Annotated in this window: 16 protein-coding genes; 2 read left to right on the forward strand and 14 right to left on the reverse strand. The window is 48.0% G+C overall.

Annotation, left to right across the window (positions count from 1 at the left end):
• Window positions 1-28: 28 nt before the first annotated feature.
• Window positions 29-1033, forward strand: coding sequence for a Na/Pi cotransporter family protein (locus AC3WTJ_RS29470; protein WP_492524746.1), 1005 nt, complete (start codon window positions 29-31; stop codon window positions 1031-1033).
• Here the strand turns inward: AC3WTJ_RS29470 and deoC are convergent.
• From deoC to prmA, 5 genes are all read right to left on the reverse strand, one after another.
• Entirely contained in the window at window positions 996-1676 is a 681-nt protein-coding gene (gene deoC / locus AC3WTJ_RS29475; protein WP_492524747.1) for a deoxyribose-phosphate aldolase, read from the reverse strand. The genes AC3WTJ_RS29470 and deoC overlap by 38 nt on opposite strands.
• 119 nt (window positions 1677-1795) lie before the next feature.
• Window positions 1796-3136, reverse strand: coding sequence for a tRNA (N(6)-L-threonylcarbamoyladenosine(37)-C(2))-methylthiotransferase MtaB (gene mtaB / locus AC3WTJ_RS29480; protein ID WP_315952248.1), 1341 nt, complete (start codon window positions 3134-3136; stop codon window positions 1796-1798).
• A 5-nt stretch (window positions 3137-3141) separates the two neighbouring features.
• Window positions 3142-3909, reverse strand: coding sequence for a 16S rRNA (uracil(1498)-N(3))-methyltransferase (locus AC3WTJ_RS29485; RefSeq protein ID WP_157322307.1), 768 nt, complete (start codon window positions 3907-3909; stop codon window positions 3142-3144).
• 117 nt (window positions 3910-4026) lie between these two features.
• A complete protein-coding gene (locus AC3WTJ_RS29490; RefSeq protein ID WP_492524748.1) occupies window positions 4027-4698 on the reverse strand; it encodes a site-2 protease family protein in 672 nt (223 codons plus the stop codon).
• 10 nt (window positions 4699-4708) lie between these two features.
• Window positions 4709-5683 carry a 50S ribosomal protein L11 methyltransferase gene (gene prmA, locus AC3WTJ_RS29495; RefSeq protein ID WP_492524749.1) on the reverse strand — a complete coding sequence of 325 codons (975 nt, stop codon included), beginning with the start codon at window positions 5681-5683 and terminating at the stop codon, window positions 4709-4711.
• A 237-nt stretch (window positions 5684-5920) separates the two neighbouring features.
• Here prmA and AC3WTJ_RS29500 point away from each other — a divergent pair, with 237 nt between their 5' ends.
• Window positions 5921-6727, forward strand: a complete 807-nt coding sequence (locus AC3WTJ_RS29500; RefSeq protein WP_492524750.1) for a glycerophosphodiester phosphodiesterase — start codon at window positions 5921-5923, stop codon at window positions 6725-6727.
• Between the two features lie 71 nt (window positions 6728-6798).
• On the opposite strand, the gene AC3WTJ_RS29505 is transcribed toward AC3WTJ_RS29500, so the two are convergent.
• The 9 genes from AC3WTJ_RS29505 to grpE all read right to left on the reverse strand — a co-directional run bounded on the left by AC3WTJ_RS29505 (window position 6799) and on the right by grpE (window position 15781).
• Window positions 6799-7074 (reverse strand): hypothetical protein, encoded by a 276-nt coding sequence (locus AC3WTJ_RS29505; RefSeq protein ID WP_407867954.1) that lies wholly within the window; start codon window positions 7072-7074, stop codon window positions 6799-6801.
• Between the two features lies 1 nt (window position 7075).
• Complete coding sequence (locus AC3WTJ_RS29510; RefSeq protein ID WP_315952253.1) at window positions 7076-7225, reverse strand: YfhD family protein; 150 nt, start codon at window positions 7223-7225, stop codon at window positions 7076-7078.
• Between the two features lie 78 nt (window positions 7226-7303).
• On the reverse strand, window positions 7304-8098 hold the full coding sequence (locus AC3WTJ_RS29515) for a hypothetical protein (RefSeq protein ID WP_492524751.1): 795 nt from the start codon (window positions 8096-8098) through the stop codon (window positions 7304-7306).
• A gap of 11 nt (window positions 8099-8109) precedes the next feature.
• The gene (locus AC3WTJ_RS29520) at window positions 8110-9333 is read right to left on the reverse strand and encodes an ABC transporter permease (protein WP_492524752.1); all 1224 of its coding nucleotides are present in this window, start codon (window positions 9331-9333) and stop codon (window positions 8110-8112) included.
• Complete coding sequence (locus AC3WTJ_RS29525; RefSeq protein ID WP_492524753.1) at window positions 9330-10007, reverse strand: ABC transporter ATP-binding protein; 678 nt, start codon at window positions 10005-10007, stop codon at window positions 9330-9332. Before AC3WTJ_RS29525 ends, AC3WTJ_RS29520 begins: the two co-directional genes overlap by 4 nt.
• 83 nt (window positions 10008-10090) lie before the next feature.
• A complete protein-coding gene (locus tag AC3WTJ_RS29530) occupies window positions 10091-11821 on the reverse strand; it encodes an alkaline phosphatase (protein WP_309491763.1) in 1731 nt (576 codons plus the stop codon).
• 243 nt (window positions 11822-12064) lie between these two features.
• Complete coding sequence (gene dnaJ, locus AC3WTJ_RS29535) at window positions 12065-13177, reverse strand: molecular chaperone DnaJ (protein ID WP_127449817.1); 1113 nt, start codon at window positions 13175-13177, stop codon at window positions 12065-12067.
• 108 nt (window positions 13178-13285) lie between these two features.
• The gene (gene dnaK / locus AC3WTJ_RS29540; RefSeq protein WP_492524754.1) at window positions 13286-15130 is read right to left on the reverse strand and encodes a molecular chaperone DnaK; all 1845 of its coding nucleotides are present in this window, start codon (window positions 15128-15130) and stop codon (window positions 13286-13288) included.
• Window positions 15131-15205: 75 nt separating this feature from the next.
• On the reverse strand, window positions 15206-15781 hold the full coding sequence (gene grpE, locus AC3WTJ_RS29545; RefSeq protein ID WP_492524755.1) for a nucleotide exchange factor GrpE: 576 nt from the start codon (window positions 15779-15781) through the stop codon (window positions 15206-15208).
• Window positions 15782-15796 lie beyond the last annotated feature (15 nt).

The following is a 15796-nucleotide window of genomic DNA, read 5'->3' on the forward strand; positions in this document are numbered from 1 at the left end:
GAAAAGTTCATTTGCGAGGGAGAATGCTATGATGATAAATACCATTATCCTACCTGTGATTGCAGGGTTAGTTTTATTTCTCTTCGGCATGAAGCTCATGGAAACAGCGCTTCAACGGTGGGCTGGGCCCCGCCTCCAGCTGTGGCTGGAGCGGTTTACCCGAACGCCGGTGCGCGGCCTCGTCACCGGCACCGTGCTCACGGCGGCGCTGCAAAGCAGCACCGCCATTACGGTCATCGCCATCGGCCTTGTCGGCGCCGGCGTCCTGACCTTCCCGAGAACGCTCGGCGTCATTCTCGGCACCAACATCGGCACTTGCCTCACCACCGAGCTGATTGGACTCAGCCTCGGGGGGATCGGTGTGCCGATCCTGCTTGTGAGCGCCGCCATCTGGATGGCGAGCTGGCTGGCCGGCCCCTTGCCGCCATCAGCGGCACAAGGGCAAGAACCAGCCGCCGCTGCCGGCGGGCGCGAATGGCTGCGAAGCGTCCGCTACGGAGCGCTGGCGGTGGCGGGCTTCTCTCTCGTGCTGCTCGGCATCGAGATCATGCAAACCATCGGTCCTGCGCTGCAGTCCCGCGGGCTCTTCGCCTGGTTTGTCACCGAAGCCAAGCAAAGCTTGCTGTGGGGCATTATCGCCGGCGCGGCCGTTACGGCTCTGGTGCACAGCAGCGCAGCGGTAATCGCGATGGCCATGGGCCTCGCCGCGATCCAAGGCATCCCCGTCGAGCTGGGCATTGCCATAACAATCGGCGCCAATGTCGGCACCTGTGTGACGGCACTGATCGCCGGGATGAGTTCCTCACGCGCCGGGCGATACGTCGCCTGGTCGCACATCCTGCTCAACGTCGGTGGAGCGATCCTCTTTTACCCCTTCATCCACCAGCTTGTCAGCCTTTCGGCGCTTCTCGCGGATGACGCATCGTCGCAAATCGCTCGTTCGCAGACGATTTTCAATGTCGTCTGTTCGCTGATCGCCTTACCTTTTTGCTATCTTAATATGTGGAAGCGCCTTGAGTTCCGTTCACAATAGCTACACCTGAGCTAGTGCCTAAACGAGTTGCTCCGGCTTCGATCATCGCAACCGCTGCTTGTAGATCTCTTACGCCACCTGATGCTTTAACGCCAATCGTATCCGATACGTTTGCGCGCATAAGACGTACATCTTCTACTGTCGCACCGCCAGGACCAAATCCTGTGGAGGTTTTGACAAAATGAGCGCCGGCTTCTTCTGAAAGTTTGCAAGCCATTACTTTTTGCTCATCGTTCAAAAAGCCGGTTTCCATTATCACTTTAACAATCGCTTTGCCTTTGACTGCGTCCACGACTTGCTGAATATCCGAACGAACGGCATCATATTGACCTTCGAGCAGCAGACCAATCGGAAGTACGGTATCGATTTCAGCGGCACCGTTTTCAACTGCCTTCGCAGCTTCAAATGCTTTCACTTCGCTCAAGCTTGCTCCAAGCGGGAAACCTACAACCGCGGCAACTTTCACGCCGCTACCTTCCAGCGCCTTGCTAGCTACGCTAACAAACTGAGAGTTCACGCACACGCTGAAAAATTGATGCTCAGCGGCCTCTTCACACAGTTTGTGAATAGATGCCGTACTCGCATCGGGCTTCAAAAGGGTATGATCGATATATTTGGCAATTTCTTTCGCATTTAAAGTCATTAGATGCACCTCATCATCATTTTTTGCCCAGCTCTCCAGCTAATAGAGAAAACCTCTATCGCGGCCAACTCAGGAAGCGACCGCGCTTAGAGGTAAATGTTAACGCCTAGACATTTGACTTACAAATTTACTACAGCTGCTGTTTCCAACACTCGTACCAATTGGCCCTTGCTTTCATTCACGCCTGCTTCCGTCACTTTCACACGGCAAACTTGGCCGATCATGTCTTCCGAACCTTGGAAAACAAGCTGTACATAGTTATCCGAGTAGCCCATGTACAAACCGCTGTCAGGTGCGCCTTTGTAAGCTCGTTCCGGAATTACTTCCAGTACTTGACCTACAAATTGCTGCGCATAAGCAAGCTGCATTTTCTCAGAAAGATCGATCAGCTCGTGAACTCGCGTATTTTTGACTTCCTCATCCACTTGATCTTCCATCCGTGCTGCCGGTGTGCCTGTCCGTTTGGAATAAGGGAAGACGTGCATCTCTGAGAATTTCATGCGTTCCATGAATTCGACGCCGTTACGGAACATTTCTTCGGTTTCACCCGGGAATCCCACGATCACGTCCGTCGTAATGGCAACGTCCGGCATAATCTCATGAAGGCGCTCAATTTTGCTGGCGAATTCAGCTGTCGTATATTTTCTTCGCATGCGAGCCAGAACTCGATCATCTCCAGCTTGCAAAGGAATGTGCAGATGACGGCACATTTTGTCCGAGGATTTCAAAACCTCAATGACTTCGTCTGTAATTTGGCTTGCTTCGATCGAAGAAATCCGAATACGTTTCAAGCCTTCGACTTTGTCCAAATCCCAAAGCAGCTTAGCCAAGCTGTAGTCCTCAATATCTTCGCCATATCCGCCGGTGTGAATACCCGTCAGGACAATTTCCTGATAGCCGGCAGCCACTAATTGCTCCGCTTGGGCTATAACGCTTTGCGGCTCCCGACTGCGCATTAACCCGCGCGACCATGGAATGATACAAAATGTACAGAAGTTGTTGCAGCCCTCTTGAATTTTCAGAAAAGCTCTTGTCCGATCAGCAAAATCAGGCACATCCAGTTCTTCAAACTGGCGTGTTTTCATGATGTTGCGAACCGCATTAATCGGTTGGCGATCCGTTTCAAATTGCTTCACAATCGGAATGATTTTGTCCCGGTCCTGTGTCCCGATAACCATATCAACACCCGGGATCGCCATGATCTCAGCCGGAGATGTTTGCGCATAACAGCCTGTTACGGCAACTATGGCCTCCGGATTGCGACGAATCGCACGGCGAATCATTTGGCGGCTCTTTTTATCCCCCGTATTCGTTACGGTACAAGTATTGATCACGTAAACGTCTGCCGTTTGCTCGAAATCAACCTGTTCGTATCCCTCATTTTTGAAAAGCTGCCATATGGCCTCTGTATCATAGAAATTAACTTTACAACCTAATGTATGAAACGCTACCGTTGCCATAACGCTTATCCTCCCATCTCTCCGGTTTCATAGAAAAGACACGTAAGACCTACCATCGCAGCAGTCTCCGTGCGTAAAATACGAGCTCCTAGGGATACGGATCGAAAGCCTGCCTCTTCGGCCTGCTTAATTTCTTGTTCCGTAAATCCGCCTTCCGGCCCCACTGCAATAACGACTTTGCTTCCTTGTCCCAATTTACCTGCGGCGAGCGCTTCCTGGATGGCCGGCTTCAATTGCTGGCCATCTTCTTTTTCATAGCAGATCCACGCAGCATCCGCTTCTTTGGCTTGCTGAAGCAGCTGCTTCCACGAATAAACGGCTTCTACCTGCGGCACACGATTGCGATGCGCTTGCTCAGCGGCTTCTTTGGCAATTTTCTGCCAACGTTCCGTCCGCTTCGCTTCCTTCTTGGCATCGTATTGCACAATCGTACGCTCCGATAAAAAAGGAAGAAACCGGGCTGCCCCGATCTCGGTCCCTTTTTGAATGATCGTTTCCATCTTATCGCCTTTGGGCAGGCTCTGCGCAATCCAGACCTGAACCGCCGACTCAGCGTTCATCGGCAGTTCCTCCACGATTTCCGCGGTGACTTGCCCCTTATCTAACTGAGAAATCCGTACGAGCACTTCGCGATCCAAGCCATTGCTGCAAATCACCTTGTCGCCGATGTCTGCCCGCATCACGCGCATCAGATGATGTGCGTCGTCCCCCTCAATCGTGACCGTCTGATTGTCAAGGTGAAACTGCTCGGGCGGGAGAAAATAACGCTGCATAGTCCAAGCCTCTCTATCTTCGTTCATTTCCATATCAATTGGATTCCTAGGTCAATCTTCCACTCACCATCATACCTTTTTTGAACCAGAAAAGCTACAAAGGGATGAAACTGGCAGCTATAGACCAAGAATGAACGCGATTGGCCTGGAAAATAGCTCTATGATATTATTCCCTAATCCTAAATAAGGATCTAATGTCACCTGACGCAGTGGTCGAACGAATACAACTAGCAGGAAAATGACCGATGCCCACTGCTCAAACTTTTGCAAAGACTCCGTGTATCTCAAATCAACGAGATCTTGAATGATACGGTACCCATCAAGCGGCGGAATTGGGATGAGGTTGAACAGGAACAAAGTCAGATTCGTGCTAACCATTAATTTTAGAAAGATTAGAATAGCACTGGCGCTTCCTGTTGACATCCCTTCGAGCCAGCCATATTTCTGGAAGATTGCAAATATAAACAAACTGATAAATGCAAGAATCAAGTTGCTTATCGGCCCTGCTGCGGTAACGATAATCCCCATTAAACGTGGGCTTTTAAAATTCCCGCGATTGACAGGGACCGGTTTCGCCCAACCGAACCCGGCAATGAGCAGCATAATGGTCCCGAAAAGATCCAAATGCACCATCGGATTCAAGGAAACCCTGCCGAATTGATAAGCCGTTGAATCACCTAATTTATAAGCGCTATATGCGTGTGCGAATTCATGAATGGTAAACGAAAGCACGAGGACCAGAATAACGAAAGGCAGCGTACTCCAGTCATAAAACAATAATCCTCCCATGGATGAACACCTACAGCTTTCTAGCTACGATTACAACCCAATTCGAATCATAGTTTTTCTCTACAATTGTAAATTTGGCAGCAACCAGCGCTTTTTCGACGAGCTCTTCCTTAGCGGTAATAATACCGGACGTTATGTAATAGCCACCTTGCTGCAGAACTTCATAAACATCATCAACGAAAGTAACAATAACCTCTGCCAAAATGTTAGCGACAACCAGCTGCACAGGAATCGTAACGCCAAGCTTGCTAGCGCCTTCTGTTTCGCTTTCTTTCAGAACACCAAGCAAATCACTCAATTTTACCGTAATGTTAGATTCGAGCCCATTCTGTTTCGTATTATCCTCAGCACTGGTCACAGCAACAGGATCTAAATCCACCGCTAAAACATGCTTAGCCCCGAGCTTGGCAGCTGCAACGGACAAAATGCCGGAACCCGTTCCAACATCAATGACATCATCCCCTGGCTGAAGCACCTTCTCCAGCGTTTTCAAGCATAGTGACGTTGTCGCATGTGTGCCTGTTCCGAACGCCATGCCAGGATCAAGCTCCAGAATCAGTTCACCAGGTGAAGCTGTATACTCTTCCCATGTCGGTTTAATCGTTAGACGGTCCGTGATGCGAATCGGTTTGAAATATTGCTTCCATGCGTGCGCCCAATCCTCGTCATCCACTTCTCTAAGTTCATAAGTTGGATTGCCCGTATCAATGTCGTATTCGCTCAGTTGTTCGACCGAAGCCTTTAAATTCGCCATAACCGGCTCCATGTCCGTCCCATGGTAGAAATAGCCTTTGATCACAGCTCTTCCTTCGGGAATGTCGTTAAAAGGCGTTTCATACAGCTGGCCAAATGACGTATCCCGCTCTTTGTTTAGTGTCCCTGATTCTTCAATAGAGACGCCCCCAGCGCCTAATTCATGAACAAAGTTCGTAATCATTTCTATTGCTTCTTCTGTCGTATGTACGGTTAATTCTTGCCAAAGCATTAGTCGTGCTCCTCCTATCGGTTATCACCTTCGCGAAAATAAGCCCATCAGGGCTATTTTTACAAGGATCATTGTACTACACTTCGCTTCTTGGGTAAAATAACCTGAATGTAAGCGCTATATTTTTTTATTTTCTTAATAATCTCCTAATACATTCGTGGTACATTTAATAACAGGTGAACAACAGTTATCAATGGCTATTACCTCACTTATACTATCCTAGAATGGAGTCTTCGCATGGTAAGAACTTTCCTCATTTTTCTTATTATTGTCGGGTTGGAACTCACAGCACCTTTTGCCAGTGCCACCCTGCTGGCTGATAACTACAGCCAAGTGACCGCTCACCGCGGCAGCTCCAAGAAAGCGCCTGAGAATACCTTGAGCGCCTTCCGCCAAGCCATTGCGGATAAAGCTGGATTCGCCGAACTAGACGTGCAAGAAACGTCCGACGGAGTCGTCATGCTCATGCATGATGACAGTGCTCAACGCACGACGGGAATCAACAAAAACATGTGGGAAGTCACCTCATCTGAGCTCAAATCTGCCAGTGCCGGCAATTGGTTCAGTCCAAAATTTAAAAGTGACCGCGTCCCTACCCTCGATGAAGTGATCGAGCTGGCCAAGGACCGGATCAAGCTAAACATAGAGCTGAAAAATAATGGGCACGGTGTACAACTTGCTCAGAAGACGGTTCAAATCATTGGCGCTCATGAGTTTGAAAAGCAATGCACGGTCACGTCCTTTGATTCCGGTTTACTTCACACCGTAAAGAAAATGAACCCTCGCATTAAAACGGGGCTTATTATAAGTCAGAAATCAGAAGCTTCCTCCCTTTGGGAAAGTCAAGATTACGACGTCGTCTCTGCGGCATACCCGCTAATCAACGATGAATTCATGCGAGAAGCCGCATCGCACAACAAAGAAGTTTACGCTTGGACGGTCAACGACAAACCGGTGATGAAGCGTATGCTTGCACTCGGTGTCACAAGCATTATTACAGATGCTCCCGATCAGCTCATTCGTTTAATGAACGTCCATAATTAACTTAACTTTTTGCAAAAATATAAAAGCATCGAATACTCGCGTATTACACGGGTAACGATGCTTTTGTTCGTTTATATGGAACCGCCGGCGCTCTCAATCACACGGCATGCTTGATCGTACACAGAGTCGTCAATGACTGCAGCCAGGATAATATCCAAGCCAACTGACTTCATATCTCCGTCTACGCTTAACATACCATCCGCCATTGCAGATTCAAAGCCGCGTCCAATCTCATTATTGAACCGATCCACCTGAACTTCGGCAGCTCTTAGCGCTTTAAGCTTGGCTGCCGCACCTTCGGCTTGCTCTGGAGAATGGAAATAAGCAAGGATTGCTTTTTCCGCCATGTTAATTCTCTTCCTGTCTATGATCCGCAGCTTTCGCCCGTTCTGCCGCCTCGAAATCGTCCCGATCGGCAACCTCAGCCGAAAATTCTACATCCTCGTTTTTGGCAACTGGTAAATGACTTTGCTTTTCTTGGTTTTGCTTCGCACTCATCGTTGAACCTCCTAAAAGCTATCATAGTAAAATCCAGTTTTTAGTTTGCCAAAACGAGTCTTTCTTATACAAAACAGCCTATTCCTTTATTTTCTCGAAAGAGGCATCATAGAGCCGAAACATCGTCTTGTAGCCCGATTCATCCAGTTTCACACCTACATCCAGCTTGCCAGTGATGAGCAGCGGCCCCGAAGTGTATCGAAGTTTGACATCATCCGGCACAAATACGATCATAATTTTATTCCAATAGGTTTCATCCCCATTATCAAAAGGGCATTCTGCTCCCGGTTTTGGAATCAACAGGAACCAATGTTTTTCAAAGGAGAGCACTTCACCCATGAAGCCTTTGATTTGCACGGTTTTACCACTCATATCCCAGAAGCGATCCGAGGGGGTATCCTGTTTGTCATTGTCAAAAAACTGATCCCAGTTTATTTCATTGGAAGCTGGTGACGGCTTTACGGTTTTGCTTGGTTCCGTGGCCGCAGGCTTCGGTTGCGGGCTGGAGGACGGCGCAGCATCTGTTTTGACATTCGTTGTATCAACTTGTGGAGGTGTGCTTTGCACAGCTTTAGGAGGCTCCGATGCTTTCGGAGTTGGAAGCGGTGTAGGCTGTGTTTCTGTAACGGTTGTTGTCGCCACAGGTTCTGCAGTAGGCTTTGGCGATTCGGACGGAACGGCTTTGTCCGGCGTAACAGATGGGAGTGGCTGTGCACTTACAGTTGGAAGTGGAGAAGGCACAGAGCTTTCGATCGTGGTCTGATCCATACTGCCGAACGTTTGACCTGCGGTGTCCATTTTCTTTTGACCGCATCCTGAAACGAGTATGACGACAGCCAAAACGGACGTAAATAGCATTTTTCTCAATTTCATCACCTCAGACTTCATGACTTGAATAATTGCAATGGATCTACACGATAGGCCTGCAATGCCGGGCCTGCTGAAGCAAGAATGCCAATTCCTAATGTTCCTGCGATTAACAACCATTCTCCCTGCATGAATTGAAAAGATTGCAACTGCAAACCTGTATATTCAAATACAGCTTCGCGGCTTAAATAACCGCCGAAATGGCCTGCCAGCATACCCAGAACAAGGCCTATCACCGTCAGCAATAATCCTTCTCCGATCAGCGAGGACCAAATGAATCCTTTGGGTTTTCCAATTAAACGCAGTAAAGCGACGTCTTTCTTCCGTTCATTCACGGCTGCGACAAGCGAAAGAAGGATGGTGCCTGCGGCAAGCAAAATGCAGATGATCGTTACAACCGTTAGCGCCCCGGTTCCTTTATCGATGACGTTCACAACATCAGCAACCGCTTTGCTTGTATAAATCGCTTGAACATTGTTTATTTGACCGTATTTCGTTTTGATCGATTGTGCACCGAGCAGCGTTTTCGGCTTGATCAGAATGGAGGTGACTTCCCGATGTTCGGCATCCTGCCCCTCATGCACAGCCCAAGCGTAATCCAATGTCGTAAAAACAGCTCGATCATCGGAAGTAAATAATGGCGGTAAGATACCAACTACGGTATATGTAAAATTATGATGATGCTCCTCTTCAGCGGAATCACCTTCGTGATCTTCGCCTTCCGCTTCTTCCAGCCCTTTAATCAAACCATGCGCGCCTTGGAATTTATCTCCGATATGAAGCCCTAGCGAGCTCGCAACGTGCGATCCGACAATGGTCTCGCCAAGCTTTCCGTACATTTTCCCTCCCGCCATCTGCTTCTCTGTTCCATAGCGGGAAGCAAAATAGCCGGGTTCAATCCCAACGATAGGAAATCCGTTATAGTTATCACCCGTCGTCATCGCATAGGCACGATCAACGGACTCATCCTTTTGAAGCTGGCTGAGCAGTGAAAACGGTACATTCCCTGTAGGAGCGCCTACATGATAATAAGTGTTCAAAGCAAGCTGCGTCGCGCTGCCTTTGGCACCGATCGTTACCTCGAAGGGACCGTAGCCCTTCTCAGCTCCCTGCTCAAGCCCTTCGCTGCAAAGCAGTAAAAACACAACCAAAGCTGCCGTAATCGTTACAGATAAAATGGTTAGCAGTGAGAGTGTTTTACGGTGAAGCATATTTCTCCAGACTAAAGCCACTAATCTCATACGGCATTTCTCCTCGATAGCTCATTAATTTCCCCGATATGAACACGTGCCGGGTACATTTCCGCCAAATGCAAATCATGAGTAACGGTAATGAGCGTGAGCTTCTCCGTCTCACAAATGCTCAGCAATAGCGACATGACCTCGCCAGCTGTTTCCCAGTCTAAACTGCCTGTAGGCTCATCGGCCAGCACAAGCTGCGGCTTAGTCAGGATGGCTCGGATAATGGCCGCTCTCTGCTGCTGTCCTCTCGATAGCTCATTCGGCATATGATGTTGGCGATCCTTCAAGCCGACTCTCTCAAACCAGTCGTCAAGCTGGTCTTTCGTCTGCTTCTTTGACCAGCTATCCGGGACAATGAGCTCGACGTTTTGTCTGGCGGTCAATGATGAAATCAAATGAAAATCTTGAAAAATATAACCGACATGCTCCGCACGGAAACGGTCTCTTTTACTTTGCGAAAACGTATGCAGCGGCAGGCCGTTCACACGGATTTCCCCTTCGTCCGGAACCATAACACCACTGAGCAAATGCAGCAGCGTGCTTTTACCGCTTCCGCTCGGGCCGAGCAAAGCAATGCGTTCCCCTTGCGCAATGCTCCACGAAGGAACACTTAGGATCTGCAGCTTTTGCCCATGCATCGTGAATGACTTTGAAATATTGTTCAACTCAATCATAGTTGTCCTCCAAATTCATAGGTCCAAGATAGGAAAAGAGGACAAGGGAAGCGTGATCCCCTGTCCTTTCTTTGCCATTACTTTTAGTTTTTCACGATGCGCTCGTTGAAGGAATCCCATGTCATCGTTTTGCCAGTCAGCTTATTGAATGCTTCCAGCGGCAGGTACAGCTTGCCATTGTCAACATTGCCAACAAGTGTGCTTTCACTGCCATTTTCCGTGATAGCTCCCGTTTCAACTTGTACGGATAACTTTTGGTTGTCTTTGGAAAGTGTAACGGATTTCGTTGCTTCGTCCCAAACCACTTGAATGTCTAATGCTTCAGCAAGCGATTTCGCTGTAAACAATGTTTTGTTATCGCGAGTTACTTTGAACAATGGGTACAAGTATTTATCTTGCAGTTCTTTTGTTGCTGCTGCCAGGTCAGCGCCAATTACTTTTGCACCGCTTTTGGCAATATCCGTATTATCGATGTCGCCTTTAACCAAAGAAGCGATCGGCCCGTATGCCCATACACCAACGTCTACAGCAGTATGTCCATGTCCCGTCCAGCCAATAGCTAAGCGTTTGGATACAACAGCGTTGTAACCTCCAGCGCGTCCATAAGAAGAGCCGTCACCTTTCAAGATCAAGGCAATTTCCTCGTCAGACAAATCTGTGAAACCAATGTTGTCAGCAACGATTTTACGAACGTCATCAGCTGTTTGAGCAGCTTTCAAAATCGCATCCAAATACTCGTAGGAGTGTTTCTCTTTATTAAACAAATCTACGTTCAATTCATACACATTGTTGATCCCCAAGGACAAACCGCCTGTTTCATGGTCAGCCGAGACAACAACGGAAGTATTCCCGTCTTTTTTCGCGAAATCAACCAATGTTTTGAATGTGGCATCCAGCTCCAGCATTTCTTGAACGTTAGCTGGCAGATCGTTCGCGTGGCCCGCGTGATCGATACGCCCTTGTTCAACCAATAGTACGAAACCATCTTTATTTTGGGATAAAATATCAAGTGCTTTTTGCGTCATTTGCGGCAAGCTTGGTGTGCTCGCATCGCGATCCAGTACGTATGGAATTTCGTTCATTGCGAAAAGTCCAAGCGCATGATCAGCTGTAGCTGGAATTGCATCTAATCCTGCTTTATCAAACGCTGTTTTGAAGCCTTTTGCTTCATAGTCAGGAATGATATTTTTGTCAGTACGTTTTCCTTTATCGTCTTTAGTTACAAAGTTCGTTTTACCGCCACCGAAAATAACATTTACTCCGCTAGCTAAGTATTGAGAAGCAATTGCGTTCTGGTTGCCGCGTTGACGAACGTGGGATGCCCATACCGCAGGCGTTGCTCCAGTAATATTGTCTGTGGATACAAGTCCTGTAGACTTGCCTTGTTTCATAGCTGCTTCGATAATGGAACCATAAGGCTTAGCAACATCGCCGTTGGAAACGCTGATCGCATTGTTGTAAGTTTTGTTGCCTGTCGAGAAGGCAGTTGCAGCTGCGGCGGAGTCAGTTACAGCACCGGATTCCGACGTGTAGGGACCTGCTTGCGAGTATGTAGTTGCTTTACCAACATAGTATCCGCCATCAAGCTCTAAGCGGTCTTTATTTAAAAACTTTTTGGAGTAGTATCTTGCTGCCGTCACTTCAGCCGGACCCATGCCGTCACCGATCAGCACGATCAGGTTTTTGGATTGCGGTTGCTCCGCTGGAACGGAAGTCGGAGTTGTTTCAGCAGCTGATGCTACGCCTGCTACGTTTAGAGCCAGTAAGGAAATTGCTAGACCGGAACCCATGATTTGTTTCAAGCTTTTTTTCAAGGTGTATTCCCTCCAAATATAAAGTATCTCACGTGATCTAGCATAACTTTCATAGATTAAGAGGAAGTTATCGTTACGTATTCGCTATGTAAAAGATTCCATATACTGTTAGCTGAATGTAAACAAGTTGTGAACGTGCACCCTGCAGCCAAACAAAAGAACACTCCACTTGGCCTTTTCAACAGATCAAAATCTGTGAAAACGTCAAGGGAGTGTTCATGGTTCTTATTGAAAAATATGAATTTAGTCGCCCAAGAAAGCTCTTTTCATACGTTCGAAAATCGATTGGTTCTGCTCATGCGTATGCTCACCGGTTTGTTTGCCGAATTGGCGCAGCAAATCCTTCTGATCTTCGCTCAAGTTCGTAGGCGTTACCACAATCACTTTCACGTGTTGGTCACCTTGACCAAAGCCGCGCAAGTGCGGAACCCCTTTTCCTTTTAAGCGGAAATACGTGTCGGTTTGTGTGCCAGCCGGAATTTTGAGCTTGACTTTCTCTGTCAGCGTCGGGATCTCGATCTCATCGCCAAGTGCCGCTTGCATAAAAGTAAGTGGTACTTCGCAATAGACATCATTGCCTTCACGCTCAAAGAATTCATGGGATTTCACGCGAATGACAACGTAAAGATCACCGGATGGGCCCCCACGAGTACCGCCTTCTCCTTCGCCTGATACGCGAAGTTGTGCGCCGTCGTCCACACCGGCTGGAATCTTGATGTGAATAGTGCGTTGTTTTTTCACTTTACCCGCGCCATGGCAGGTTCCGCATTTTTCTTTGATGATTTTACCGGAGCCATTACATTGCGTACATACGCGGCGATTCACAATGCGGCCGAATGCCGTATTTTGTACAACTTCTTGTTGACCGCTACCGTGACAGCCGCCGCAAGTTTCCGGCTTCGTTCCCGGCTTTGCGCCAGAACCGTTACACGTATCGCAATTTTCAGTTCGCGGAATATGAATATCGGTTTCTTTACCGAAAATCGCTTCCTTAAACTCAATGGTCATTGTGTATTGCAAATCATTTCCGCGCTGCGGCGCATTCGGGTTACGACGGTTACCGCCGCCACCGCCAAAGAACATATCAAAAATATCGCCAAAGCCGCCACTGAAGTCTTGGCCGCCCATCCCCTGGTTCGGATCAACGTGACCAAACTGGTCATATTGGGCTTTCTTCTGATTATCGCTAAGCACATCATAAGCGTCTTTTGCTTCTTTGAATTTATCTTCCGCATCGGCAGCTTTATTCACGTCAGGGTGATACTGACGCGCCATTTTACGGTAAGCCTTTTTGATGTCTTCTTGCGAAGCATCCTTGCCGACCCCAAGCACCTCGTAATAATCACGTTTACTCATTGTTCCACTCCCATGTTCAAGACTACAAACGGAAAGTCAAAGCCACGGGGAACCCCCTTGGCTTTGACTCATTCGTTTCTACACATCCAGCATTACTATAGGATATGTTTATTTTTTTTGTTCGTCAACCACTTCGTAGTCCGCGTCAACAACATTTTCTCTGCCTTTAGGAGCTTCGCCTGCACCTGCATCAGCTGCACCATCAGTTCCTTGCGCCGCAGAAGCTTGCTCATACAGCTTAACAGAAAGCTGTTGAATCACTTCAGTAAGCTCTGCTGTTGCCGCTTTGATCGTTTCGAGATCGTTGCCAGCTAGAGCAGTTGTTACTTTCTCTTTGGCAGCATTTGCTTTATCGATCTCGCCTTGGTCTACTTTGTCGCCAAGATCTTTGATCGTTTTGTCAACGGAGTATACAAGTTGATCGGCTTCGTTGCGAGCTTCTACAAGCTCTTTACGAGCGCGGTCTTCTTCAGCGTGAGCTTCCGCGTCTTTCACCATTTGTTCCACTTCCGCATCGCTTAAGCCGCTGGAAGAAGTGATCGTGATTTTTTGGCTTTTGCCTGTACCTTTATCCAGAGCGGACACGTTCACGATACCATTCGCATCGATATCGAAGCTAACTTCGATTTGTGGAACGCCGCGAGGAGCCGGAGGAATATCACCAAGCATGAAACGGCCCAGTGTTTTGTTGCCGCTAGCCATGGAGCGCTCACCTTGAAGCACGTGAATCTCTACGCTAGTTTGGTTATCTGCATAAGTGGAGTACACTTGTGATTTCGTTGTTGGGATCGTCGTGTTACGATCGATCATTTTCGTGAACACGCCGCCTGCTGTTTCGATACCAAGGGAAAGTGGTGTTACGTCCAGAAGAACAACGTCTTTTACTTCACCAGTCAATACACCAGCTTGAACTGCTGCGCCTAGAGCAACAACTTCATCCGGGTTAACGCCTTTGTGAGGCTCTTTACCTGTCAATTTTTTGATCGCTTCTACAACTGCAGGAATACGAGTGGATCCGCCGACAAGAACAACTTTGTCGATTTGGCTAGTGGAAAGCCCGGAATCTTGCAAAGCTTGACGAGTTGGTCCAAGCGTTCTTTCTACCAAGTGAGCGGAAAGTTCTTCGAACTTCGCACGAGTTAGGTTTAACTCCAAGTGCTGCGGTACGCCGTCAGCTACTGTGATGAACGGCAGGGAAACCGTTGTTGTCAGTACGCCGGAAAGCTCTTTTTTCGCTTTTTCAGCAGCATCTTTCAAACGTTGAACCGCTGCTTTATCTTTGCTAAGGTCAATGCCTTGCTCTTTTTTGAATTCAGCTACGAGGTAGTCAATGATGACTTGGTCAAAATCATCGCCCCCCAGTTTGTTGTCACCGCTTGTTGCTTTAACTTCGAAGAAGCCATCGCCCAATTCAAGGATGGACACGTCAAACGTACCGCCCCCAAGGTCATAAACCAGAATCGTTTGGTCTTCTGTTTTCTCTAAGCCGTATGCAAGCGCTGCAGCTGTCGGCTCGTTGACGATACGAAGTACTTCAAGACCAGCAATTTTACCAGCATCTTTCGTTGCTTGGCGTTGGCTGTCGTTGAAATAAGCTGGAACTGTGATAACCGCTTGTGTTACTGATTGGCCCAGGTAAGCTTCTGCGTCAGCTTTCAGCTTTTGAAGAATAATCGCTGAAATTTCTTGTGGCGTATAGTCTTTGCCATCGATGTGCTCTTTGTGGTTCGTACCGATGTGACGCTTGATAGAGCTGATTGTTTTGTCAGGATTTGTGATCGCTTGACGTTTCGCTGTTTCACCAACTACACGCTCGCCATCTTTCTTGAAACCAACAACGGACGGCGTCGTGCGGTTACCTTCCGGGTTAGGAATGACGACGGCTTCTCCGCCTTCCATAACAGCTACGCAAGAGTTTGTAGTACCTAAGTCAATACCAATTACTTTACTCATGTTAAAGCTTCCTCCTTTTGCTCCTAGGGAACATTTGAATAGATTCGATATTTTTATTTTTTAAAATGATAAGATCTAGACGCTAACTTTCACCATAGCTGGACGGATGACTTTATCTTTAAGGATGTAGCCTTTTTGAAGCTCCTCAACGACAATGCCTTCCTCATGCTCGTCAGATTCAACCTGCATAACAGCCTGGTGGAATTCCGGGTTGAACGGTTGACCAACGGCTTCGATCGGCTTCAGGCCTTCAGCCGTCAGCAGTTGATCCATGCCGCGATATGTCATATCCAAACCTTTCGCCAATGCGTCGAAATCCTTCGTCTCTTTGCTTGACGCTAACGCGCGATCGAAGTTATCTACAATCGGCAAAAGCTGCTCAATCAATTTAAGTGAAGCATATTTAGCAAAGTCTTCCTTCTCCGCTCTAGCGCGGCGGCGGAAGTTGTCGAAGTCCGCTTGAACGCGCAATAAACGCTGGTAGTTTTCTTCGGCTTGCACACGCGCCTTCTCTAATTCACTTGCCTCCGCAGAAGCATCAGCTTGAGTGTCTTGAGCTGCCGCATCTTCCTGGTTTTCTGCGGTTTGCTCGTTGTCGGCTGCGTATGTAGTGTTCACGTCTTGCTCATCTGTTTTGTTATCAGTACTCAATTGTCCTTCACCTCC

The organism is Paenibacillus sp. FW101-FHT12H11 (assembly GCF_058790355.1).

Excerpts from the sequence above, each read along its gene's own strand:
- AC3WTJ_RS29515 (WP_492524751.1), bottom strand. The coding sequence starts at position 8,098 with ATGAAATTGAGAAAAATGCTATTTACGTCCGTTTTGGCTGTCGTCATA.
- AC3WTJ_RS29490 (WP_492524748.1), bottom strand. The coding sequence starts at position 4,698 with ATGGGAGGATTATTGTTTTATGACTGGAGTACGCTGCCTTTCGTTATT.
- AC3WTJ_RS29485 (WP_157322307.1), bottom strand. The coding sequence starts at position 3,909 with ATGCAGCGTTATTTTCTCCCGCCCGAGCAGTTTCACCTTGACAATCAG.
- prmA (WP_492524749.1), bottom strand. The coding sequence starts at position 5,683 with ATGCTTTGGCAAGAATTAACCGTACATACGACAGAAGAAGCAATAGAA.
- AC3WTJ_RS29525 (WP_492524753.1), bottom strand. The coding sequence starts at position 10,007 with ATGATTGAGTTGAACAATATTTCAAAGTCATTCACGATGCATGGGCAA.
- deoC (WP_492524747.1), bottom strand. The coding sequence starts at position 1,676 with ATGACTTTAAATGCGAAAGAAATTGCCAAATATATCGATCATACCCTT.
- AC3WTJ_RS29510 (WP_315952253.1), bottom strand. The coding sequence starts at position 7,225 with ATGAGTGCGAAGCAAAACCAAGAAAAGCAAAGTCATTTACCAGTTGCC.
- AC3WTJ_RS29505 (WP_407867954.1), bottom strand. The coding sequence starts at position 7,074 with ATGGCGGAAAAAGCAATCCTTGCTTATTTCCATTCTCCAGAGCAAGCC.
- mtaB (WP_315952248.1), bottom strand. The coding sequence starts at position 3,136 with ATGGCAACGGTAGCGTTTCATACATTAGGTTGTAAAGTTAATTTCTAT.
- AC3WTJ_RS29470 (WP_492524746.1), top strand. The coding sequence starts at position 29 with ATGATGATAAATACCATTATCCTACCTGTGATTGCAGGGTTAGTTTTA.
- dnaK (WP_492524754.1), bottom strand. The coding sequence starts at position 15,130 with ATGAGTAAAGTAATTGGTATTGACTTAGGTACTACAAACTCTTGCGTA.
- dnaJ (WP_127449817.1), bottom strand. The coding sequence starts at position 13,177 with ATGAGTAAACGTGATTATTACGAGGTGCTTGGGGTCGGCAAGGATGCT.
- AC3WTJ_RS29520 (WP_492524752.1), bottom strand. The coding sequence starts at position 9,333 with ATGAGATTAGTGGCTTTAGTCTGGAGAAATATGCTTCACCGTAAAACA.
- AC3WTJ_RS29500 (WP_492524750.1), top strand. The coding sequence starts at position 5,921 with ATGGTAAGAACTTTCCTCATTTTTCTTATTATTGTCGGGTTGGAACTC.